Below are 23,199 nucleotides of genomic sequence, written 5' to 3'. Positions count from 1 at the left end.
CAACGTGGCCCCGCGTTTCCCGTTAAGCGGGGTTGGTCAGAGGCCGACTTCGGCCGACTGCAGCAGCGCGACGGCGTCCGGCTGGCCCTCGAAGGTGACCAGCGCGTGGCGGGTGCGCCCGTGGGCGTGCATCAGCAGTTCGCCGGGTTCGCCGACAATGGCCACCGACACGGGGGCGCGCTTGGCGACGTGGCGCGGACCGGACGGACGCACCAGCACGATGCCCAGGTCCACTCCGCGGTACAGGATGGCGGCGCGCTTGACGAGTTCGTCCCACAGCGCGTCTGAGTATTCCTCGTCCAGCGCCCGCGGTGCCCAGCGGTCCACGGCACGGCGGACGTCCTCGGTGTGTACGAAGTACTCAATGAGGTTGGAGCTTTCGGCCAGGGCTTTGATCCGCAACGGCGACAGCGCCGGAGGGCCGCCGCGGAAGGTGTTGACCAGGCGGGCGTAGTCCTCGGAGGTCTTGACCTTGGCGGCCAGCTTCGCGGTGGCCTCGTCGGAGGCCTTGGCCAGGCTCTTGATGATTAGGCCAAGCCCGACGCCGGCCTTGCGTTCGCGCAGGTAAAGGTGCGCGGCGAGGTCACGCGTAAGCCAGCCCCGGCAGAGCGTGGGCGAGTCAGGACCGGCCGCTAACAGGGTTTCGGCCAGGACTTCTCGGGACGGATCGACGAAATGCATCACTTGTGAAACTAGCACGAGAGGCGGCGAGTTGCGCAGTGGGAGCGTTGCGAATTTCGAGCTGATCGTCACACTGCAGTGAGGCACTAGACTTGATCTGATGTCTGAGCAGCCCGCCCCCGCCCCAGTACCTTCTGCAGTGCCCGTTTCGGCACCCGAAACTGCACGCGCTGCTGCGCCGGCTGCTGCACACAACGGCAGCGTTCTCCCTGCCGACGTGGCTGCCGCCCTGAAGCGCGACGGTGCCGGCCTGGTGGCCGCCATCGTCCAGCAGTTCGACACCAACGAGGTCCTTATGCTGGGCTGGATGGACGACGAGGCGCTGCGGCGCACCATGACCACCGGGCGCGTGACGTTCTACTCCCGCTCCCGCCAGGAGTACTGGCGCAAGGGCGATACGTCCGGCCACGTGCAATGGGTCAAGTCGGTGGCATTGGACTGCGACGGCGACGCCCTGCTGGTCCGCGTCGACCAGGTTGGCGCAGCCTGCCACACGGGCACGCGGACCTGCTTCGACGGCCGTGGGCTGTCCGTTGTTGCCGGCGAAGCCAGCGTCACCGGAAACGCCAGCTAGGACTTTCCAGGCCGGGAGCGGCGCAGTCGCGGGCTCCCACCCACAAGATTCAGGCACCACTTACGAAGAGGCGGACAACCATAGCCATGCAGGACCTTGGAATCATCAGCCCGGGCCTCGAAGAATTCCGGGAACTCGCCAGCCACAGCCGCGTCATCCCCGTCCGGCTCAAGGTACTGGCCGACGCGGAGACGCCCATCGGGCTCTACCGGAAGCTGGCGAACGGCCAGCCCGGCACCTTCCTGATGGAATCCGCCGCCGTGGGCGGGGCCTGGTCCCGCTATTCCTTTATCGGCGCCAAATCCCGCGCCACCCTGACCACCAAGGACGGCCAGGCGCACTGGCTGGGCCAGCCGCCGGCCGGCGTACCCGTCGACGGCAACCCTGTGGATGCCATCAGGGACACTGTGGAGGCCCTGCGCACTGACCGCTTCGACGGGCTGCCGCCGTTCACCTCCGGCCTGGTCGGCTTCCTCGGCTGGGAAACCGTGCGGCACTGGGAAAAGCTCACCAGCCCGCCCGAAGACGACCTGCAGCTGCCGGAACTGGCCCTGAACCTGGTCACCGACATGGCAGTGCACGACAACATGGACGGCACGGTCCTGCTGATTGCCAATGCCATCAACTTCGACAACAGCTCCGAGCGCGTGGATGAGGCCTGGCATGACGCCGTGGCCCGGGTCAAGGCACTCCTGGCCAAGGTCAGCACGCCCGTGGAACAGCCGATTTCGGTCCTGGAACCCGCCGCCCTGGACTTTGCCTCCAGCGTGCAGGAGCGCTGGAACGAACCCGACTACCTCGCTGCGCTGGACCGCGGCAAGGAAGCGATCGTTGACGGCGAAGTGTTCCAGGTGGTCATCTCACGCCGCTTCGAGATGGAATGCGGGGCCGATCCGCTGGATGTTTACCGGGTCCTGCGGAACACCAACCCCAGCCCGTACATGTACATCTTCAGCCTGGAGGACGCCGCCGGCCGGGAGTACTCCATCGTGGGTTCTTCCCCGGAGGCCCTCGTGACGGTCACGGGCGAGGAAGTCATTACCCACCCCATCGCCGGTTCCCGTCCCCGGGGCAAGACCGTGGAGGCGGACAAGGTGTTCGCCGAGGAGCTCCTGGCCGATCAGAAGGAACGCGCCGAACACCTCATGCTGGTGGACCTGTCCCGCAACGACCTCTCCAAGGTGTGCGTTGCCGGCACGGTGGATGTCACGCAGTTCATGGAAGTGGAGCGGTTCAGCCACATCATGCACCTGGTCTCCACGGTGGTGGGCAAGCTCGCCCCCGCCGCCAAGGCCTACGACGTCCTGAAGGCCACGTTCCCCGCCGGCACGCTCTCCGGAGCCCCCAAGCCCCGCGCGCTCCGGCTCCTGGACGAGCTGGAACCGCACCGCCGCGGCATCTACGGCGGGGTGGTGGGCTACCTGGACTTCGCCGGCGACATGGACATGGCCATCGCCATCCGCTCAGCGCTGCTCCGTGAAGGCCGGGCCTACGTCCAGGCCGGCGGCGGCATCGTGGCCGACTCGGTCAACCCGACGGAAGCCCTGGAAACCGTCAACAAGGCTGCCGCGCCGCTGCGCGCCGTGCACACTGCCGGATCCCTGCACAACATCACCGCCGAGTCCGTTCCGGAGCCGGGACCGACAGCCGGCGGAGACGCCGGCGGCACACCAAGCCAAAGCGCGGACCGTTGATGGGTGTCCGGGAAGACGGTACCCAGGATGGCGCCGTGCAGGAAGACGGGGCCAGCCAACCGGCCGCCAAGCGAACCGGTGCCCCGGTGTGGGCGCGGAAGTCCTCGCTGGTGCTGATCATTGCGGCCATGGCCCTCGCGGCCTTCGGCAGCACTACCCAGACCTGGCTGACCGTCCACCTTGACCCGGCCCAGCTGGGCCAGGCGGTCAACAGCCAGGACGGCCTCCAGGTGCAGGGCAGTAAGGCCGCCACCACTGTCACCGCGCTGGCCCTGGTGGCGCTGGCGGGCGGCCTGGCCGCCTCGATCGCCGGCCGAATTGCCCGCTGGATCATCACCGCGATCATCGTCCTGGCCTCGGCCGGCATCGTCACCGCTGCCGTCACGGTAATGGTGGACCCGCTGGCTGCGGCCCAGGGCTCCATCGCGGCAGCCACCGGGATCACCGGGAGCAGCGTGCAGGTGAGCGTTTCCGCCTTTCCCGCACTCGCCGTCGTCACCGGAATCCTGCTGGGGCTGGGTGCCCTGCTGATCATCCCGGCGGGACGCTACTGGAAGACCCGGACCAAGTATGACGCCGCAGCGGCCGGCGCAGCCGAGGGGCCGGCGGACGAGATCGACAGCTGGGACAGGCTGTCCCGGGGCGACGATCCCACGTAGGCCGGGGCCGCCGATGTCCCCGGCCGATGTCCAAGGTAGCGCCAAAAAATGGCAGAATGTAAGCAGTATTCATCCTGAGGAGATTTCCATGAGCAAAGCCACTGTTTCCGCATCCAAATCCGCTGCTGCGGAAAACGTCAACACCGGCGTCGACCACAGCGCAGACCTCGGCCACGGCAACAGCCCGGCAGCCTGGACGTGCGTGATCGTTATGCTGATCGGCGCACTCATCGCGTCCATCGCCTTTGTCATCGCCAGCACGCCCATCTTCATTGCCGGCGCAGCCGTGATGGTCATCGGCCTGCTTGCCGGCTGGATCATGCGCAAGGCCGGCTATGGCGTGGACGGCAGCAAGCTGAAGAACTCCGGCCACTAGCAGTGACTGTCCTCGACGACATCAATGCCGGCGCCCGGGAAGACCTGGAGGCCCGCCGGCGCCTGGTGTCCCTCGCCGAGCTGAAGGAACGCGCCGCAGCGGCCGCCCCGGCGCGGGACGCATGGGCTGCCCTCGGCGGAGATTCCTCGCCACGGAACCGGCTGAAGGTCATCGCCGAAATCAAGCGGCGCAGCCCGTCCAAGGGCGACCTTGCGAGCATCGCCGATCCGGCCGACCTGGCTGTCCAGTACGCCGACGGCGGAGCTTCCGTCATCAGCGTGCTCACCGAACAGCGCCGCTTCAACGGGTCCCTCGCCGACTTCGACGCCGTCCGCAAGGCGGTGGATGTTCCGCTCCTGCGCAAGGACTTCACCGTTGACGAATACCAGATCTGGGAAGCCCGCGCCCACGGCGCCGACGTGATCCTGCTGATCGTGGCGTCACTGAGCGACGCGGAGCTGCGCGACTTCAGCCAGCTCACCCGTGAACTGGGCATGAACGCCCTGGTGGAGACGCACACGGCCGGGGAGATTGAGCGTGCCGTCGCTGCGGAGGCACGGATCATCGGCGTCAACGTGCGCAACCTCAAGACGCTCGACGTCGACCGTTCCGTTTTCGCCTCCCTCGCCGGCAGCATCCCCCCGGAAGCCGTCATCGTTGCCGAGTCCGGAGTCCGCGGCGCGGACGATGTCCGGCACTACGCCGCGAACGGCGCCAACGCCGTGCTGGTGGGTGAAGCGCTCGTGAGCGACGCGACACCGCGCGAGCGGATTGCCGAATTTACAGCTGCCGGGGCGGAAGCCATCGCAGCAAGGGTCTGACGACCGGGGCTCCCGCCCGCAGGAAGCTGCGGCCGGGCGCCACCCGATATTTCTTAAGAACAGTGGAACAGGATGGTGAGACCGATGGTCGACGCGCCAACAACCGGCTCTGACGAGGGCACCGCGGACGCATTTCTTCAAGGAGACCGGTCCCTGCGCCACGCGCCAGGTCCCTATTTCGGCTCCTACGGCGGGCGCTGGATGCCCGAATCCCTCATCGCGGCGCTGGACGAGCTGGAGGACACGTTCGAAAAGGCGAAGGCCGACCCGGACTTCGTCGCCCAGATCGCGGACCTGAACAAGAACTACTCCGGGCGCCCGTCCCTGCTCACCGAGGCCAAGCGCTTCGCCGAGCACGCCGGGGGAGTCCGCATCTTCCTCAAGCGCGAGGACCTCAACCACACGGGGTCGCACAAGATCAACAACGTCATCGGCCAGGCCCTGCTCGCCAAGCGCATGGGCAAAACCCGCGTGATTGCCGAGACCGGCGCCGGCCAGCACGGCGTGGCCAGTGCCACCGCCGCGGCCCTGCTGGGCCTCGAGTGCGTGGTGTACATGGGCGCAGAGGACTGCCGCCGCCAGGCGCTGAACGTGGCCCGCATGGAACTCCTGGGTGCCACTGTCATTCCCGTGACCAGCGGCTCGCAGACCCTCAAGGATGCCATCAACGAGGCACTCCGCGACTGGGTGGCAAACGTCGGCCACACCCACTACCTCCTCGGCACCGCTGCCGGAGCCCATCCGTTCCCGGCCATGGTGAGGTACTTCCACGAGGTCATCGGCGAGGAAGCCCGCGCCCAGATCCTGGAACAGACCGGCCGGCTGCCCGACGCCGTCTGTGCCTGCATCGGCGGCGGCTCCAACGCCATCGGCATCTTCCACGGCTTCCTGGACGATCCCTCCGTTAGGATCTACGGCTTCGAAGCCGGCGGCGACGGTGTGGACACCGGACGCCACGCCGCCACCATCACGCTGGGCAAGCCGGGTGTGCTCCACGGCGCACGCTCCTACCTGATGCAGGACGACGATGGCCAGACCATCGAGTCGCACTCCATCTCGGCCGGGCTGGACTACCCGGGCGTCGGCCCGGAACACTCCTACCTCGCGGACATCGGCCGCGTCAGCTATGAGCCCATCACGGATTCGGAGGCAATGGACGCCTTCCGGCTGCTTTGCCGCACCGAGGGCATCATCCCCGCCATCGAGTCCGCCCACGCACTTGCCGGCGCCATCAAGGTGGGCCAGCGCCTCGCGGCCGAGGCCGCCAGCGCGGGCGAAGCCGCCGCCGACAAGATCGTGATCGTGAACCTTTCCGGCCGCGGCGACAAGGACGTGGCCACGGCCGCTGAATGGTTCGACCTGCTGGACAAGGATTCTGTTGAGGCCGAGATCGGCAAAGAGGGGGAGCAGCTGTGACCGGCGTTCAGGACATCACCAGCACCAGCAAATCGGCAGCCGCCATCGACAAGGCACGCGCTGAAGGACGGGCAGCCCTCATCGGCTACCTGCCCGCCGGCTACCCCGACGTGGAGCAGACCATCGCCGCCGGCATCGCGCTGGCAGAGAACGGCGCCGACCTGATCGAGATCGGGATCCCGTACTCCGACCCCGTCATGGACGGGGTGGTCATCCAGGCCGCCACCACCGAGGCCCTCGCCAAGGGATTCCACGTCCGCCAGGTCTTCGACGTCGTCCGCGGCATCACCAGCAAGACCGACGCCGCAGTATTGGTGATGACCTACTGGAACCCCGTCATCCGGATGGGCGTGGATGAATTCTCCCGCCTCCTGGCCGAGGCCGGGGGAGCCGGACTCATCACCCCTGACCTGATTCCCGACGAAGCCGCCGAGTGGATGGCCGCCTCGGACAAGTACGGACTGGACCGCGTCTTCCTCGTGGCCCCGTCCTCCTCGCCGGAACGGATGAAGCGCACGGTGGATGCCAGCCGCGGTTTCGTCTACGCCGTGTCCATCATGGGCGTCACCGGTGCCCGCGAATCCGTCAGCAGCGCTGCCCAAGGCGTCGTGGCTGCCGCCCACGCGGCAGGAGCGGAACGCGTCTGTGTGGGGCTCGGCGTCTCCAACGCCGGCCAGGTCCGCGAAATCGCGGCCTACGCCGACGGCGTGATCGTGGGGACGGCGCTCGTCGCCGCCATCCGCGACGGCGGCGTGGAGGCTGTCGCAGCCCTCACCAAAGACCTCAGCGCCGGCCTGACCAGGGAAGAAGCCTAAACAATGCAGACTGTCCTCCACGCGGCGGCCATGCTCCCCGCCAGTATTCCGAGTCCGGACTGGTCCGGGTTCGACATTCCGCTGCCGTGGGGGTCACTGCGGATCCACGCGTACGCGCTGTGCATCCTGACCGGAATCGTCGTCGGCCTCTGGCTGGCGTCGGTCCGCTGGAACAAGCGCGGCACGCCGGAAGGCAGCCTGTGGGACATCGCCATCTGGGCGATCCCGTTCGGCATCGTCGGCGGCCGCCTCTACCACGTGTTCTCGTCACCGGACGCTTACTTCGGCCCCGGCTTCGACGGCACGGGTGACCTTTCGCTGATCCCGCAGATCCAGCGCGGGGGATTGGGAATCTGGGGTGCTGTCCTCCTCGGCGCCGTGGGCGCCTGGATCGGCTGCCGCCGTGCCGGGGTCAAGCTCACAGCGTTCCTGGACGCTGCCGCTCCGGGGCTGCTGCTGGCCCAGGCCGTCGGCCGCTGGGGAAACTACTTCAACCAGGAACTCTTCGGCGGACCCACCACTCTTCCCTGGGGCCTGCAGATCGACGCCGACAACGCGAACTTCCCGGCCGGAATGCCGGCCGACACGCTGTTCCACCCGACGTTCCTCTATGAATCCCTGTGGAACATCGCGGGCGTGGTGATCCTGCTGGCCCTGGACCGGAAGTTCAACTTCCGCCGCGGACGGCTGTTCTGGATCTACGCCATGTACTACACGCTGGGCCGGGTCTGGATCGAAGCCATGCGGATCGACGATGCAGAGCAGATCAACCTGTTCGGCATCACCACTCGACTGAACGTCTGGACCAGCATCGTGGTGTTCCTGGCGGCCCTGATCGTGTTCGTGGTGCTGGGCCTCCGCAAGCGCGATGAGCCGGATACGCCGTACCTAGCCGGTCACATTCCGGCGGAGAAGGACGGCGAAACTGAGTCCGGGAACCGTGAGGACGCCGAATTGGAAGCCGTTCCGGCGCACGGCAAAAGCATCCGGCATTCGGACAAGAGTGTCTCAGATAGTGAGTCCCGTGGTAATCTCCCAGATAACCAAAGCGGTCCGGGGCACACTTCCGCCCCAACTGAAGCGGTGACGGATTCATCTGTCGGCACCAAGCCCGTCAAGGGCTCGCCGGCAGCAGGAGACCCCGATCACCAGGACTCCGGATCCGCGCCGGGCACTGACGGCACCAAGTAGTCAGTTCCGGCAACCGGGCCGCAGAGCTACCGCTCGCAGCGCCCGTTCCCACAGCGTCGTGGCACCAGGGCCCCGTACCCGTCAGCACAGAGCTGCCGACGGGTCAAGCCCGGGTCAGGGGCCTGCGTAACTGTTAGTTGAGCAGGCCGGGCTGACCTACAATTTCCAGTAACTAACACTTTGTTGTGCCCGTCACACCGGCATCGCGAGTGGGGCCAACGTTGTCCCTTCCATACGCACGATCAGGAGGAAGGACGTCTCCCATGACCCAAACTCTTCACAGCCCCAGTTGGTCCGAGCCGAACCAGCCGGCTGCCGCCATGTCACCGTTCAAACGGTTCGCGGCGCTGCCGGAGGCCGCAGGACTGTACAACCCGGAGCAGGAGAAGGACGCCTGCGGCCTCGCCATCATCGCAACACTCCGTGGTGAGCCCGGCTATGACATCGTCGACGCCGCCCTGACCGCCCTGCGCAACCTGGAGCACCGCGGTGCTGTGGGCGCCGACGAAGGAACGGGCGACGGCGCCGGGCTGCTGATGCAGATCCCGGACGAGTTCTTCCGTGCCGTCACCGAATTCGAGCTTCCGGCGCCCGGACAGTACGTCGCCGGTACGGCCTTCCTTCCGGCCGAGCAGCGCGAAGCCGATGCCGCCAAAGCGGGCATCGAAGGCCTCGCAGCCGATGAGGGCCTGACCGTCCTCGGCTGGCGTGAAGTCCCGATCGTGGCCGACCTCGTCGGTGCCATGGCCCGGGCCTGCATGCCGTACTTCTCCCAGCCGTTCTTTGCCTCCAGCACCGGGGAAGTGCTGGAGCGCAACGAACTCGACTCACGGGCATGGCGCATCCGCAAGCGCGCCCAGAACAAGTTCGGCGTGTACTTCCCGTCGCTGTCCTCCCGGACCATCGTCTATAAGGGCATGCTGACCACCGCGCAGCTGGAGCCCTTCTACCCTGATCTCTCGGACAAGCGCTTCAAGACCAAGCTCGCGATTGTCCACTCGCGATTCTCCACCAACACCTTCCCGTCCTGGCCGCTCGCGCAGCCGTTCCGGACCATCGCCCACAACGGTGAAATCAACACCGTCAAGGGCAACCGGAACTGGATGCGTGCCCGCCAGTCACAGCTGGCCAACCCGCTGCTGGGGGATTCCCCCGAGGAGCTGTACCCCATCTGCACCCCGGGTGCCTCCGACTCTGCGTCGTTCGACGAAGTGGCCGAGCTGCTCTGGCTGTCCGGCCGGCCCATCACGCACTCGATCATGATGATGATCCCCGAGGCCTGGGAAAACCACGCCACGATGGATCCGGCCCGCAAGGCCTTCTACGAATACCACTCCCTGCTGATGGAACCGTGGGACGGCCCGGCCGCCGTGTCCTTCACCGACGGCAGCCTGGTGGGCGCAACCCTTGACCGCAACGGGCTGCGCCCGGGACGGTACTGGATCACCGAGGACGGGCTGGTGGTCTTCGCGTCCGAGGTGGGCGTCATCGACGTCGAACCCTCCAAGGTGGTCAAAAAGGGCCGCGTCTCCCCGGGCAAGATGTTCCTGGTGGACACCGAAGCCGGCCGGATCATCGACGACGAAGAGGTCAAGGCCGAAGTCGCCGCCGCCAACCCGTGGGCGGAGTGGGTCAAGGACAACCTGATCGACCTCGACGAGCTGCCGGAACGCGAGCACGTGGTGCACACCGCCGCGTCCGTGAACATCCGCCAGCGGACCTTCGGCTACACCACCGAGGAACTGAAGATCCTGCTGGGCCCGATGGCCCGCACCGGTGCCGAGCCCCTCGGCGCCATGGGGTCCGATACTCCGGTGGCCGTGCTGTCCAAGCGTCCCCGCCTGCTCTTCGACTACTTCGTGCAGTCCTTCGCGCAGGTCACCAACCCGCCGCTGGACGCCATCCGCGAAGAGCTGGTCACATCCCTGATGTGTGCCATCGGCCCGAACGGCAACCTGCTGGACACCAAGCAGGTCCGGCAGCCGCAGGTTTCGCTGCCGTTCCCGGTGATCAACAACGACCAGCTTGCCAAGATCGCCAACATCGAAAGTCCGGACGGCGACAGGATCGCCATGAAGGTCCGCGGCCTGTACCGCCCCGAAGGCGGCGAAAACGCGCTGCGTGCCCGCCTGACCGAAATCTGCGAGCAGGTTTCCGGTGCCATCAACCGCGGCGTGCAGTACGTGGTGCTCTCGGACCGCGACTCGAACGCCCAGTGGGCGCCCATCCCGTCGTTGCTGCTGGTCAGCGCCGTGCACCACCACCTGCTGCGCAGCGCCAACCGGACCAAGACCGCCCTCGTGGTCGAGGCCGGCGACGTCCGCGAGACGCACCACGTGGCCGTCCTGATCGGCTACGGCGCATCCGCCGTCAACCCGTACCTGGCCATGGAATCCGTGGAACAGCTCATCAGCAGCGGCGACGTTGTTGGCGTGACTGCCCAGGACGGCGTCTACAACCTGATCAAGGGCCTCGGCAAGGGCGTCCTGAAGATCATGTCCAAGATGGGCATCTCCACGGTTGCCTCCTACACCGGTGCACAGACGTTTGAAGCCCTTGGCCTCGGCCAGGAGCTGGTGGACGAATTCTTCGCCGGAACCCACTCCCAGCTCGGCGGCGTCGGACTCGACGTCATCGCCGCTGAAGTGTCCGCCCGGCACCAGATGGCCTACCCCGAAGGCGGCATCGAGCAGCCGCACCGCCCGCTGCTCGGCGGCGGCGAGTACCAGTGGCGCCGTGACGGCGAACCCCACCTGTTCAACCCGGAGACGGTCTTCCGGCTGCAGCACGCCACGCGTGAACGCCGCTACGACATCTTCAAGTCCTACACCCGGGGCGTGGACGACCAGTCCGAGAACCTCATGACCCTCCGCGGGCTGCTGAAGTTCAAGACCGATGCGCGTCCCGCGGTGCCGCTTGAGGAAGTGGAGCCCGTCTCCAGCATCGTGAAGCGCTTCTCCACCGGCGCCATGAGCTACGGATCCATCTCCAAGGAAGCCCACGAAACCCTGGCGATCGCCATGAACCGGCTGGGCGGCAAGTCCAATACCGGTGAAGGCGGCGAGGACGTGGACCGCCTGCTGGATCCCGAGCGCCGCTCGGCTGTCAAGCAGATCGCCTCGGGCCGCTTCGGCGTCACGAGCCTGTACCTGACCAACGCCGACGACATCCAGATCAAGATGGCGCAGGGCGCCAAGCCCGGCGAAGGCGGCCAGCTGATGGCGCAGAAGGTGTACCCCTGGGTTGCCCGGACGCGCCACTCGACCCCCGGCGTCGGACTCATCTCCCCGCCCCCGCACCACGACATCTACTCGATCGAAGACCTCGCCCAGCTCATTTATGACGCGAAGCGTGCCAATCCTTCGGCCCGGGTGCACGTCAAGCTCGTTTCCGAGGTGGGAATCGGCACGGTTGCCGCCGGTGTCACCAAGGCGAAGGCCGACGTCGTACTGGTTTCAGGTCACGACGGCGGTACCGGCGCCTCGCCGCTGAACTCGCTCAAGCACGCCGGTGTTCCGTGGGAGCTGGGTCTCGCAGAGACCCAGCAGACCCTGATGCTCAACGGCCTGCGCGACCGCGTGGTGGTGCAGGTGGACGGCCAGCTCAAGACCGGACGTGACGTGGTTATTGCCGCGCTGCTCGGCGGCGAGGAATTCGGCTTCGCCACGGCACCGCTGGTGGTGGAAGGCTGCATCATGATGCGCGTCTGCCACCTGGACACCTGCCCCGTGGGCGTCGCGACGCAGAACCCCGAACTGCGCGCCCGCTTCAGCGGCAAGCCGGAGTTCGTGGTCAACTTCTTCGAGTTCCTGGCCGAGGAAGTCCGCGAAATCCTGTCGGAGCTCGGTTTCCGCAGCATCGAAGAGGCCATCGGCCACGCCGAAATGCTGGACACCCGTGAGGCGATCAACCACTGGAAGGCCGAAGGGCTGGACCTGGACCCGATCCTGCACGGACTCGAGTTCGACGACGACGCCCCGCTGCGCAACCTGACCGGCCAGAACCACGAGCTGGACAAGCACTTCGACCAGCGGCTCATCACCATGGCCGCCGAGGCGCTGACCGACCGCAGCCCGGTGAAGATTGCCGTGGACGTCATCAACACGGACCGCTCCGTCGGCACCATGCTGGGCCACGTTGTCACCAAGACGTTCGGCACTGACGTGCTGGCCACGGACACGATCGACATCACGCTGACCGGCACCGCAGGCCAGTCGCTGGGCGCCTTCCTGCCCGCCGGCATCACCCTGCGCATGTACGGCGACTCCAACGACTACGTGGGCAAGGGCCTCTCCGGCGGCCGCATCATCGTCCGCCCGGACCGGACCAACGTGTTCCAGGCCGAGAGCAACGTGATCGCCGGCAACGTGATCGGTTACGGCGCCACCAGCGGCGAGATGTTCCTGCGCGGCCAGGTGGGCGAACGCTTCCTGGTCCGCAACTCCGGCGCCACGGCGGTTGTCGAAGGCATCGGCGACCATGGCTGTGAATACATGACCGGTGGCCAGACCCTGATCATCGGCCGCACGGGCCGCAACTTCGGCGCGGGCATGTCCGGCGGAACGGCCTATGTGCTGGACCTGCGGACCACCCGCGTGAACAAGCAGGCGCTGGAGTCCGGCGAACTGCAGCTCCGCGAACTGGATGCCGAAGACCGCGACATCGTGCACGGCCTGCTGGTCAAGCACGTCGAGGAAACCGAATCGCAGCTCGCGGCACGGCTGCTCGAGAACTTCGACGACACCGCTGCCCGCATTACCAAAGTCCTGCCGCGCGACTACGCGGCCGTATTGCAAACCCGTCTTGACGCCATCGAAGAGGGCCTGGACCCCGATGGCGAAGAAGTATGGTCTCGAATCCTGGAGGTGACCGGTGGCTGATCCACGCGGATTTCTGAAAGTACGTCAGCGTGAAACCCAGCCGCGCCGTCCCGTTCCCGTCCGCATCATGGACTGGAAGGAAGTGTACGAGGCCCAGGAAAAAGGTGTCCTGAAAAGTCAGGCCGGCCGCTGCATGGACTGCGGCGTGCCGTTCTGCCACCAGGGCTGCCCGCTGGGCAACCTGATTCCCGAGTGGAACGACCTCGTGTGGCGGGACAAGGGCGAGGAAGCGATTGAGCGGCTGCATGCCACCAACAACTTCCCGGAATTCACCGGCCGGCTGTGCCCGGCTCCGTGTGAGGCCTCCTGCGTGCTGGGGATCAACCAGCCCGCGGTGACCATCAAGCAGGTTGAGGTCTCCATCATCGATGAAGCCTTCGACAACGGCTGGGTCAACCCGCTGCCGCCGACCCGCCTGACCGGCAAGACCGTGGCAGTGGTGGGCTCGGGACCCGCGGGCCTGGCCGTTGCCCAGCAGCTGACCCGGGTGGGCCACACCGTCGCTGTTTACGAACGCGACGACAAGATCGGCGGGCTCCTGCGGTACGGCATCCCCGACTTCAAGATGGAAAAGGAGCAGGTGGACCGCCGTCTCGAGCAGATGAAGGCCGAAGGCACCCGCTTCCGGACCGGAGTCGCCGTCGGCACCGACGTGACCTGGGAGCAGCTGCGCCGCCGTTACGACGCCGTGGTTGTTGCCACCGGCTCAACCGTGCCGCGCGACCTGCCCATCCCGGGCCGCGGGCTTGAAGGCGTCCACTACGCCATGGATTACCTCGTTCCGGCAAACCGCGTAGTAGCGGGGGAGCAGGTGGAGAACCAGATCCACGCCAAGGGCAAGCACGTGGTGATCCTGGGCGGCGGCGACACCGGGGCCGACTGCCTCGGGACCGCCCACCGCCACGGCGCCGCCTCCGTGACCACTCTCGCGATCGGCAAGCAGCCGTCCGTGGAGCGCACTCCGAACCAGCCCTGGCCCACGTTCCCCACCCTCTTCGAGGTTGCGAGTGCGCACGAAGAAGGCGGCGAGCGTACGTACCTTGCCTCCACCGTGGAGTTCGTTGGCGAAAACGGCAGGCTCACCGGCGTGAAGGTTGCCGAGACTGAATTCGTGGACGGCAAGCGGCTCCCCAAGGCCGGCACCGAGCGGATCATTCCCGCAGACCTCGTCTTCCTGTCCCTGGGCTTCACCGGTGCGGAGCCTGCCGGGATCACCGAGCAGGTCCACGCCGAATTCGACGGCCGCGGCAACGTGGCGCGCGACGGCTACTACATGACCAACACCGAGGGTGTGTTCGTTGCCGGTGACGCCGGCCGCGGGCAGTCGCTCATTGTGTGGGCCATCGCCGAAGGCCGCGCCTGCGCGGCGGCTGTTGACAAGTTCCTGATGGGAACAACGATCCTGCCTGCCCCGGTTGCCCCAACCGACCGGGCGATCGCCGTTCTCTAGTCACAAACGGGGGACCACGGAAGTTCACCTGCGGTACAACTCCAAACCAGAAACACACCAATAGGGTAGGTATATGAGACGCGCTAAGATCGTGGCAACATTCGGACCGGCCATTTCCAGCTTCGAGAACACCCTCGCAGTTATTGAAGCCGGCGTCGATGTTGCCCGCATGAACATGAGCCACGGAGACTACTCCGTGCATGACGGCACTTACGAGAACGTCCGTAAGGCCTCGAAGCAGCTGGGCAAGCCCGTTGCCATCATGGCCGACCTCCAGGGCCCCAAGATCCGTCTTGGCCGCTTTGTCGACGGCCCGCACGAACTGTTCGTCGGCGACATCTTCACCATCACCACCGAAGATGTGCCGGGCACCAAGGAGATCTGCTCCACCACGCTCAAGAGCCTTACCGACGACGTCAATGTCGGCGATGCGCTGCTGATCGACGACGGCAAGGTGGCGTTGCGCGCCATCGAGGTCGACGACGTCAAGGTGGTCGCCCAGGTGACCGTCGGTGGCATGGTCTCCAACAACAAGGGCATCAACCTGCCCGGCGTTGCCGTCAACGTTCCCGCCCTGAGCGAAAAGGACGAGGACGATCTCCGTTGGGCCATGCGCCGCGGCGTGGACATGGTTGCCCTCTCCTTCGTCCGGGACGCCTCGGACATCAAGCGCGTCCACGAAATCATGGACGAAGAAGGCAGCCGCGTGCCGGTGATCGCCAAGATCGAAAAGCCGCAGGCCGTGGAGCAGCTGCACGAGATCATCGACGCCTTCGACGCCATCATGGTGGCCCGTGGCGACCTTGGTGTGGAGCTTCCCCTCGAAGAGGTTCCGATCGTCCAGAAGCGCGCCATCGAACTGGCCCGCCGCTGGGCCAAGCCGGTCATCGTCGCCACCCAGGTGCTCGAGTCCATGATCGACAACCCGCGCCCCACCCGCGCTGAGGCCTCCGACTGCGCCAACGCGGTGCTCGACGGCGCCGACGCAGTTATGCTGTCCGGCGAGACGAGCGTGGGCAAGTACCCGATCGAAACCGTCAAGGTCATGGCCCGGATCATCGAGTCCACCGAAGTCCACGGCCTTGAGCGCGTTCCTCCGCTGGGCACCAAGCCCAAGACCCGCGGCGGCGCCATCACCCGCGCCGCCGTCGAAATCGCCGACCAGCTGGACGCGAAGTACATCTGTGCGTTCACGCAGTCCGGTGACTCCGCGCGCCGGCTCTCGCGCCTGCGCCCGATCAAGCCGGTCTTCGCCTTCACCCCGGTGGAGCACGTCTGGAACCAGCTCGCGCTGACCTGGGGCATTCAGCCGGTCCTGGTCCCCATGGTGGACCACACGGATGAAATGACCGCACAGGTGGACCGCAGCCTGCTGGAACTGAACCTGGTGGAAGACGGTGACCTGGTGGTCATCGCCGCCGGTTCCCCTCCCGGAAGGGCCGGTTCGACGAACTCCCTGAAGGTCCACAAGGTTGGGGACCTGGCCGACACCACGTTCGTGGGCGAGGTGGCCAGCAACAAGGAAAAGCTCGGACCGTGGCCGGAAAAGAAGAAGAAGGCCTAGTCTTCTAGACAAAAGGAAGGATCCCCGCCAGTTGGCGGGGATCCTTCCTTTTTGTCTCTGCTACCGGCCGGCGGGCCGGACTGCCGACGCGGCAGGCCGCCGTCGTGCGGTGCCTGCCGGGCCGGTGTGGTTAGTTGACCTGGTTGATGATGGTTTCGGCGACCTCGCGCATGCTGAGGCGGCGGTCCATGGAGGTCTTCTGGATCCAGCGGAAGGCCTCGGGCTCGGTGAGGCCCATCTTGGTGGTCAGCAGGCTCTTGGCGCGCTCCACGAGCTTGCGCGTGGCGAACTGCTCCTGCAGGTCCGAGACCTCGTTTTCGAGGGCCTTGATTTCTTCGTGGCGCGAGAGTGCGATCTCCAGGGCGGGGATCAGGTCGGCGGGGGTGAAGGGCTTGACGACGTAGGCCATGGCGCCGGCGTCACGGGCACGCTCCACGAGTTCCTTCTGGCTGAACGCCGTCAGGAGCACGACGGGGGCGATGCGCGCCTTGACGATCTTTTCAGCGGCAGTGATGCCGTCCATGACGGGCATCTTGACGTCCATCAGGACGAGGTCGGGCTTGAGTTCCTCGGCGAGCTGGACGGCCTTCTCGCCGTTGTCCGCTTCGCCGATGACGTCATAGCCTTCGCCCCGCAGGATTTCGATGATGTCCAGGCGGATAAGGGTTTCGTCCTCGGCGACAATCACGCGGCGGGCCGGCTGGGTGTTGGGGTTTGACTCCGTCTGTTCTGACACGGGAACTCCTTGAAAGGTACGGCGGGAACTAGTCCATCTTAGTTGTGCCCGCTGTTGTACTTGGAACTGCTTGGGTTCGTTGCGGCGGCACTGGCGCGATTCTGGAATTCAGCCTATCTGCATGTAGAGTAATTTCGCGCACTGGAGACGATCGCGTTGCTCACAACGGAGCTGTGAGCTTAAGATTGTTACTTCGGTGTAATCCGCGCCCGAGTGGCGGAATTGGCAGACGCGCCGCACTCAAAATGCGGTATCGAAAGGTGTGTGGGTTCGAGTCCCACCTCGGGCACAGTGTTTCCGCAGGTCAGCGGGGTTTAGACCCCGAGAGTGTGCACAAAAGCTCGTTTTTTGTGCACACGAAGCCTAGAATTTTGGGCATGGCCAGCGTTTGGGAACGAAAAAAATCGGATGGATCGACGTCCTTTACGGTCCGCTGGCGGAATCCCGAGACGCGAAAACAAGAGGGGATCACCCTCGCTACGTCGGCTGAAGCCCAGACGCTGAAGCGCCTCCTCGACGCGAACAATCAGTCCTTCGAAATCGCCCAGCATGCGATGGTCAAGAACCAGACCAAATCACCGACTGTGGCTGCGGTGATCCAGGAGCACATCGACCTGTTGGTGCGCCCGTCCGTCGGGACGGTCCACACGTACCAAACGATGTTGAAGCTGCACATCGCGGACGTCATCGGCCACATTCCCGTGGACAAGCTGGACTACCGGCACCTGACCTACTGGATCAAGACCATGCAGAAGAAGGGCAGGTCTCCGAAGACCATCAAGAACAACCATGGCCTGATCTTCGCGGCCATGGAGACGGCCGTCATGCTGCGCTACCGGAAAGACAATCCTTGCCGGCACGTTCAGCTCCCATCGGGTGAAAAGGCTGAGGATGAGGCACGGTTCCTAACGCACGCTGAATTCGGCATGATCCTTGAGGGCATGGGGGAGCGGTACAGGGCTTTCACTGAGTTCCTGGTCATGACCGGAACCCGCTTTGGCGAGGCAACGGCCGTGACCGTGGCAGACGTGGACCTGATGTCCAAGCCTGCCACCATGAGGATCAATAAGGCGTGGAAACGTGGCGCTGACTCCGAGTACTACATCGGTGCGACCAAGACGGGTGCCGGCAAGAGGACGGTTTCCTTGAACCCGCATTTGGTGGAGGTGCTCATTCCGCTGGTGGCCAGCCGGCCTGGTTCGGATCTTTTGTTTACGACGCCTAAGGGTGAGCGGATCATTCACAAGCTGTATTGGCATCACTATTGGGTTCCGGCGGTCAAAGCGGCGCAGGCCCGTGGGCTGACCAAGTCGCCGCGGATTCACGATCTGCGCCACACCCACGCGTCCTGGTTGATCCAGGACGGCGTTTCTCTGTTCACTATCTCCAGGCGCCTGGGGCATGCGTCCACTCGGACAACGGAGCAGGTGTACGGCCACTTGATGCCACAAGCCCTTCAAGATGCCGCGGATGCCGTTGAGCGGTCTGCCGTTGTCTGGCGTGGCTAGCTCCGGCACTCGCCCAAACGGTGCTCGCCCAAACTATGAGTAATTCTGGCGTGCCTGCGCCCGGGTTCCGATCATTCGGACGGAGGTCGGCGATGTACTCGTTGACCGGACTTCGCGCAGCTGGGCAATCTCTTTCAAGTGGACAGACGTAAAGACGATCTTTCCTTTGCCCCAGACGGAATGCGGGAACTCTCCCTTTGCGGCCCCTTCGCGGAGCCATGCCTCTGAGCACTTGAGGACCGAGGCAGCCTCGGCCGGCTCGAAGAATTCGAGTTTCATGCTTCTTCGATCCTTTCGTGATTTCGCTGCGGCAGTGCTCCGTGCTGAGTCCTGCCCTAGTTCATCGGAGCTGGGCCATCCGGCTGCATGACCGCGTTGCCGAAAGTCGCTGCAAAGTCATCGGTCTGGCGCTGCACTCGCTCCGGAGAAGCCGTGAACTGGCTCGAGGCGCGCTGCACGAGGCCTGCGTTACCAAGGAAGTTGAGCTGCCGACGGATGGTCGACGGCGAGGCCTGCAGCCCGGCTCCGATTTCGCTGCACGTTGATGGACCGTTCTTGAGTAAGAAGCGGACAATTTGGCTTCGCGTTCGGTTCATCAGGATGTTCGACATGGAGACCGGAACCTAGGGAATGAAGGGAGCGTGTTGCTGTAGACGGGTCTACAGCAGCAGATTACCCCTGCTGAGGTCATGATGGAAGGGCTTGTTTTTGCCCATGAATCTTCTAAGACGCCGGGACCCTGATTGCCGACGCGCATGACTCGCGGAATACTGGGCGGTAGGGCGGGGACAGTACGTGACTGGACTGCCGGTGTTGAAGTGGCTGATCAAGGGGCGGTTATGCGGATTGACGAGACAGGGCACGGTGCGGGGCTGTCGCCTCAGGCCCAGCTCGCCCGTCGTTTGAATCTGCTGCTCGACGTTGTAGTTGCAGAGCGCGGGAACCCGGTGACGTTCAGGGAAGTGCAAGCAGACCTTGCCCGGAGGGGCATCAAATTGTCCCGCGCGCGCTGGTTCTACATGAAAGAAGGGACTGGCCGCCTGGTCAGCGATCCGGTTTTGCTGGCTGGCCTCTGTGACATCTTCAAGGTAGACCCGTCCTATCTGACTGGCGATGATGCAGCCTTGCCCCAACGCATTGATTCCCAGCTTGAGTTCGTCAAGTCCCTGCGTGCGGCCCGTGTGAAGACCTTCGCCGCCCGAACCCTTGGGGACGTATCACCGGAGACCTTGCAGGCCATATCTGAATATCTCAACAAGGATATTGGGCGCCACCCGGGCGGGGAGAAGGCGGCGGCTAGCCCTCCAGAAGATATTCATGATGAGCCGCCAGCAGTTCCTTGATCCTTGCCGGGTTGGCTGAATAGCGCGGCGATCGGCCGTGGCGACGGCCTGGTTCGACATCGACTACGATGGCGCCGGACTCCTCCAATGCCAGCAGGTGCTTGGCCACACTAGGTTCGCCGGCGCTGACTGATGCTGCAATGTCCCCACGGGAGGCCGGCCCGTGCGCCGAAAGGTAGCGAAGGATCTCATTCCGTGAACGGTTGCCAAAGGTCGCGACGGCGGCCTCGACTTCGGCTGACCAGGCGTCGTCGTGAGGCTGGGTAATCCTTGGCATGGAACCATTCTCATCTACAGGTCGAATAAAAGTAAGACCCGTCGTCTTGACGATACTTTAAGTATCCTTGAGAATAGTTTGCATAGCCTTATTGCATTCGTGGTCGGCCGTGGTTTAGCGGCCATTCTCGAGGTGTCGGACGTGCCGTCACCGGTCCTATTGGAAGCGTTTAGTCGAAGCGGTGAAGACCCGTGCGAGTCGAAGCCAAAGCAAATCAGGCCCAACATGACGAACCAAGTGCAGTTACCGTTGATGTTTCCTTGCGCAGGCCGCCAGCGCCGACAGTGCTGGCAGTCCCGGTGGATCAGATCATGGTCGCCGTTGACGGTGTGCGCCGATATGTCGTTTCGCATCTGTCCCGGATCGGCAGGGCCTGCGACGTGGACGACGTTATGCAAGACATCCGGGTAGCGGTGTGGGACGGAGTGAGTCGAGGACACTATCGCCAACTACCGGGAGTCCCTTTCGGGGCCTGGGTCCAGGGAGTGTGCGCCAACGTGTGCGCCGCACACATCCGCAGAGAGCTGAGCCATCAGACGTTGCCGTTGCTGATTGAAGCCGGGGATCCGGACGGATCGGCGTCGCTCGATGCTCTGGCGATGCTGGTTATCGGCGGCGTGGATCGAAGTGCTGAGAAAATCATCGATCAGGAATGGGCACGAAAAATCATCGAACTGACCCGGGCAAACGTGCCGGGCGGAGTATGGGTACTTGCCGTTGACAGTCTGACTGGGCCACGCCAGTACGGTCCGCCTTCGCCACAGGACCGCCGCCGATGGCATGCGGCGACGGTAGTGCGCCATACGGCGAGGACTGTTCAAAACGCACTGGAGGTTGACCCGAAAGAAATGCGCCATATCGGGGACGTTTGCCAGCGTGCGGCAGAATGCCTGCCCACGCCGGTGCTCCGTCAAACTGCGGCAACCATTGTTCGACCCGACTTGCGAGGGCCGGACCGCGCCAGGGCTTTGGCGGCGTTGGCCGCTGAGCTTGGAGTCACGGAGCGCTATGTGGCCGTGCAGATTGGATTCGCCCGGCGGCTGTATCAAACGTCATGGCGGATTCTCCAGGGTGGAAGGCGACCTGCCCGCTAAGTCATGTCCTCACCCGATCATTTTGCAATGAACCGGCGAGGAGGCTGGAATGTCGTTGACCCGGAGAATTGCATTGCCTGGCTCGAGCAGCCAACGGCGATGGTTGTTCCTAACGTTCGTGATCTTGGGTGTCGCGTTCGTGCTGTTCGCGCTGACACAGCCCACCCCGGTGCCCGCACCTGAGCCGGGCCCAGCGACGTCGACGGCGCCGACTCGCCAGAGTTCGACGGCTGTCCCCGCTGGGCCGCAGTCAGAAGCGCTGACGACGGCTCCCCCCGCTGTCGACGGACCCGACAGGTATGGCCCGCCTCGCACGACTGACTTCCGCAAGCTGGCTTCGGCGGCGGCGACAGCGATTTACACATGGGACACTCGGGATGCGTCGTACTCCGAGGTGTACTCCGGCCTCCGCAACTGGTGGCATGTGCTCCCTGACGGATCCAATCCGCTGGCCGTGTTTGTCCGGGAGTTCGAGTCGACTGGGATCAATGCCGGAACCTATCAGTATCTGGCTGGGCAACAGGCGTACCGTTCGGCAACTGCGGAATCCATGATGTGTGACAGCGAGCTTGCCAAGGTGCGAGAGCGACCGGCGCCTTGGGCAGGTCTCCACGTGTGCACGGTCTCTCTTCGCGTCTTGGATCAGTCAATGTCCACCCGCAACACGTATTCGGCCCCGGTCAGCGTCATGGTCAACTGTCCGCCGGCCGCCAGTGCCCCGGCGGATCATTGCATCTTGGTCGGCTTTTATGCAGCGCCGAACAGGATCGTCTACTGATGCCCACTCCGTTGAGGCTGGCTGTCCTGGTGAGGCGCCGGACCATTCTGCGGGCCTCGGTTGCGGCGGCCATGGCAGTGATCCTGGCGGGTGCCTTTGGGCTTTGCGCGACCGTTGCCGCGCTCGGTGCCAACGCGACGAGCACCGGCTCGATCTGCTCTTCGGAAGGGTTGAGTGGTCAGCGAGGCGCCGACGCGGGTGGTGCCTTGGACATCGGAAATAGCAACCAGGCGCCGGTCAACCTGACGGCCCGGCAATTGAGCCTCGCGGGGGACTACATTTCAGTCGGCAAGCAGTTGGGCGTGCCGCGAGATGGGCAGATCATCGCAATCATGATGGCTCTGCAGGAATCCAGCCTCAGAGTGCTGGCCAACGTGAACGTCCCCGGATCTCTCAACTATCCGCATGACGGTACCGGAAGCGATCACGATTCTCTTGGCACGGCCCAACAACGTCCAGCTGCTGGATGGGGGAGTGTCGGAGAGCTGATGGATCCCATCTATAACGTGCGGGCTTTCTATGGGGGAGCGTCTGGTCCCAACCAGGGGAGCCCTCGCGGGCTTCTGGACATCCCCGGATGGCAATCCATGAGCAAAGGCCAGGCTGCCCAGGCTGTTCAGGTGTCGGCCTTTCCCGAGCTGTACGCGCGATGGGAGCCGGAAGCATCGGCCATCGTTGATGCCCTCGACGGCGGGACGACGCCTTCTCCTTGCGTCGATACGCCGACCGGCTCAGCGCCGACAACAGCATCGGCGGATCTGAGCCAGATCCGCAAGGAAATCCTTCGCTTTACCCAAACCGGCGTCGGTGGGTCCTACGTGTGGGGCGGGACGGCCTTCAAAGCGTGGGACTGCTCCGGCTTCGTCCAGTGGATCTATCGGCAAGCCGGAATCAACCTCCCAAGGGTGGAGCAATGGAGGGTTGGGGTGCGGACGAACAACCCGCAGCCAGGGGACCTAGTCGTCCAGAACGCACAGGGACAAAATAACTGGGGTCATGTTGGCATCTACGCCGGCGACGGGATGATGTACAGCGCGCTCAACCCCTCTGTGGGGACGCTGCTGCATCCGATCGCCTGGAATTCAGATACGGCCTATTTCGATCTAGTGACCTGATAATTGGTCCGGAGCATCGTGTGCAGCACTCGGGCCCGCGTGAGCGGTCTCCAAGGACTACTACAGTCCGCTCTCACCCTTCCACTCTTCCGGTGTCACCCGCTTGATGCTCGATGAGTGTGCCCAGCCAAGGTGGTACTTTCCTGAAGAGTCCAGCCATTCAATCAAGCCGTAGGTGTGCGTCCATCCCACAGCTTTGCCGTAGATCCCTCTCACGTAGACCAGAG

General features: G+C 64.8%; 20 protein-coding genes and 1 tRNA gene. 16 read left to right on the top strand and 5 right to left on the bottom strand.

Annotation, left to right across the window (positions count from 1 at the left end; all coding sequences use genetic code 11):
• Nucleotides 1-36: 36 nt before the first annotated feature.
• Nucleotides 37-681, bottom strand: a complete 645-nt coding sequence (locus tag AC1DRE_RS14725) for a TIGR03085 family metal-binding protein (RefSeq protein WP_476985300.1) — start codon at nt 679-681, stop codon at nt 37-39.
• Nucleotides 682-781: 100 nt separating this feature from the next.
• On the opposite strand from AC1DRE_RS14725, the gene hisI reads away from it, so the two are divergent.
• The 11 genes from hisI (at nt 782) to pyk (ending at nt 16,121) form a co-directional block, all read left to right on the top strand.
• Complete coding sequence (gene hisI, locus AC1DRE_RS14720) at nt 782-1,255, top strand: phosphoribosyl-AMP cyclohydrolase (protein ID WP_476985299.1); 474 nt, start codon at nt 782-784, stop codon at nt 1,253-1,255.
• A gap of 86 nt (nt 1,256-1,341) precedes the next feature.
• Complete coding sequence (locus tag AC1DRE_RS14715; RefSeq protein WP_476985298.1) at nt 1,342-2,949, top strand: anthranilate synthase component I; 1,608 nt, start codon at nt 1,342-1,344, stop codon at nt 2,947-2,949.
• Nucleotides 2,949-3,608, top strand: a complete 660-nt coding sequence (locus AC1DRE_RS14710; protein WP_476985297.1) for a Trp biosynthesis-associated membrane protein — start codon at nt 2,949-2,951, stop codon at nt 3,606-3,608. The genes AC1DRE_RS14715 and AC1DRE_RS14710 overlap by 1 nt, the downstream gene beginning before the upstream one ends.
• 88 nt (nt 3,609-3,696) lie before the next feature.
• Nucleotides 3,697-3,984 carry an HGxxPAAW family protein gene (locus AC1DRE_RS14705; protein ID WP_104174908.1) on the top strand — a complete coding sequence of 96 codons (288 nt, stop codon included), beginning with the start codon at nt 3,697-3,699 and terminating at the stop codon, nt 3,982-3,984.
• Nucleotides 3,985-3,986: 2 nt separating this feature from the next.
• On the top strand, nt 3,987-4,805 hold the full coding sequence (trpC, locus tag AC1DRE_RS14700; RefSeq protein WP_476985296.1) for an indole-3-glycerol phosphate synthase TrpC: 819 nt from the start codon (nt 3,987-3,989) through the stop codon (nt 4,803-4,805).
• Nucleotides 4,806-4,889: 84 nt separating this feature from the next.
• The gene (gene trpB / locus AC1DRE_RS14695; protein WP_476985295.1) at nt 4,890-6,221 is read left to right on the top strand and encodes a tryptophan synthase subunit beta; all 1,332 of its coding nucleotides are present in this window, start codon (nt 4,890-4,892) and stop codon (nt 6,219-6,221) included.
• The gene (gene trpA / locus AC1DRE_RS14690) at nt 6,218-7,036 is read left to right on the top strand and encodes a tryptophan synthase subunit alpha (RefSeq protein ID WP_181038921.1); all 819 of its coding nucleotides are present in this window, start codon (nt 6,218-6,220) and stop codon (nt 7,034-7,036) included. Before trpB ends, trpA begins: the two co-directional genes overlap by 4 nt.
• Before the next feature lie 3 nt (nt 7,037-7,039).
• On the top strand, nt 7,040-8,227 hold the full coding sequence (gene lgt / locus AC1DRE_RS14685; RefSeq protein ID WP_476985294.1) for a prolipoprotein diacylglyceryl transferase: 1,188 nt from the start codon (nt 7,040-7,042) through the stop codon (nt 8,225-8,227).
• Between the two features lie 263 nt (nt 8,228-8,490).
• Nucleotides 8,491-13,107 (top strand): glutamate synthase large subunit, encoded by a 4,617-nt coding sequence (gene gltB, locus AC1DRE_RS14680; RefSeq protein ID WP_476985293.1) that lies wholly within the window; start codon nt 8,491-8,493, stop codon nt 13,105-13,107.
• Nucleotides 13,100-14,557: a glutamate synthase subunit beta gene (locus AC1DRE_RS14675; protein ID WP_476985292.1), complete on the top strand. Its 1,458-nt coding sequence runs from the start codon at nt 13,100-13,102 to the stop codon at nt 14,555-14,557. Before gltB ends, AC1DRE_RS14675 begins: the two co-directional genes overlap by 8 nt.
• A gap of 73 nt (nt 14,558-14,630) precedes the next feature.
• Entirely contained in the window at nt 14,631-16,121 is a 1,491-nt protein-coding gene (pyk, locus tag AC1DRE_RS14670; protein ID WP_476985291.1) for a pyruvate kinase, read from the top strand.
• Nucleotides 16,122-16,251: 130 nt separating this feature from the next.
• Here the strand turns inward: pyk and AC1DRE_RS14665 are convergent, their stop codons facing one another.
• Nucleotides 16,252-16,857: an ANTAR domain-containing response regulator gene (locus AC1DRE_RS14665; protein ID WP_104174901.1), complete on the bottom strand. Its 606-nt coding sequence runs from the start codon at nt 16,855-16,857 to the stop codon at nt 16,252-16,254.
• Between the two features lie 207 nt (nt 16,858-17,064).
• On the opposite strand from AC1DRE_RS14665, the gene AC1DRE_RS14660 reads away from it, so the two are divergent.
• Nucleotides 17,065-17,146: transfer RNA gene (locus AC1DRE_RS14660), tRNA-Leu, on the top strand.
• Nucleotides 17,147-17,234: 88 nt separating this feature from the next.
• Entirely contained in the window at nt 17,235-18,365 is a 1,131-nt protein-coding gene (locus AC1DRE_RS14655) for a tyrosine-type recombinase/integrase (protein ID WP_230116644.1), read from the top strand.
• 33 nt (nt 18,366-18,398) lie between these two features.
• Here the strand turns inward: AC1DRE_RS14655 and AC1DRE_RS14650 are convergent, their stop codons facing one another.
• Together AC1DRE_RS14650 and AC1DRE_RS14645 are read right to left on the bottom strand one after the other, a co-directional pair.
• Nucleotides 18,399-18,644 carry a hypothetical protein gene (locus AC1DRE_RS14650; RefSeq protein ID WP_476985290.1) on the bottom strand — a complete coding sequence of 82 codons (246 nt, stop codon included), beginning with the start codon at nt 18,642-18,644 and terminating at the stop codon, nt 18,399-18,401.
• A 56-nt stretch (nt 18,645-18,700) separates the two neighbouring features.
• The gene (locus AC1DRE_RS14645; protein WP_476985289.1) at nt 18,701-18,976 is read right to left on the bottom strand and encodes a winged helix-turn-helix domain-containing protein; all 276 of its coding nucleotides are present in this window, start codon (nt 18,974-18,976) and stop codon (nt 18,701-18,703) included.
• 228 nt (nt 18,977-19,204) lie between these two features.
• Here AC1DRE_RS14645 and AC1DRE_RS14640 point away from each other — a divergent pair, with 228 nt between their 5' ends.
• The gene (locus AC1DRE_RS14640; protein WP_476985288.1) at nt 19,205-19,708 is read left to right on the top strand and encodes a hypothetical protein; all 504 of its coding nucleotides are present in this window, start codon (nt 19,205-19,207) and stop codon (nt 19,706-19,708) included.
• Here the strand turns inward: AC1DRE_RS14640 and AC1DRE_RS14635 are convergent.
• Nucleotides 19,662-19,985 carry an ArsR/SmtB family transcription factor gene (locus AC1DRE_RS14635; protein ID WP_476985287.1) on the bottom strand — a complete coding sequence of 108 codons (324 nt, stop codon included), beginning with the start codon at nt 19,983-19,985 and terminating at the stop codon, nt 19,662-19,664. The genes AC1DRE_RS14640 and AC1DRE_RS14635 overlap by 47 nt on opposite strands.
• Before the next feature lie 311 nt (nt 19,986-20,296).
• Here AC1DRE_RS14635 and AC1DRE_RS14630 point away from each other — a divergent pair, with 311 nt between their 5' ends.
• Complete coding sequence (locus tag AC1DRE_RS14630) at nt 20,297-21,079, top strand: RNA polymerase sigma factor (RefSeq protein ID WP_476985286.1); 783 nt, start codon at nt 20,297-20,299, stop codon at nt 21,077-21,079.
• A 777-nt stretch (nt 21,080-21,856) separates the two neighbouring features.
• The gene (locus AC1DRE_RS14625; RefSeq protein ID WP_476985285.1) at nt 21,857-22,972 is read left to right on the top strand and encodes a C40 family peptidase; all 1,116 of its coding nucleotides are present in this window, start codon (nt 21,857-21,859) and stop codon (nt 22,970-22,972) included.
• The last annotated feature ends 227 nt before the right edge of the window (nt 22,973-23,199 follow it).

The organism is Arthrobacter sp. P4_H3, assembly GCF_056400885.1.
The sequence above is the reverse complement of the archived record's forward strand: the minus strand, read 5'-3'. Positions and strand labels throughout refer to the sequence as shown.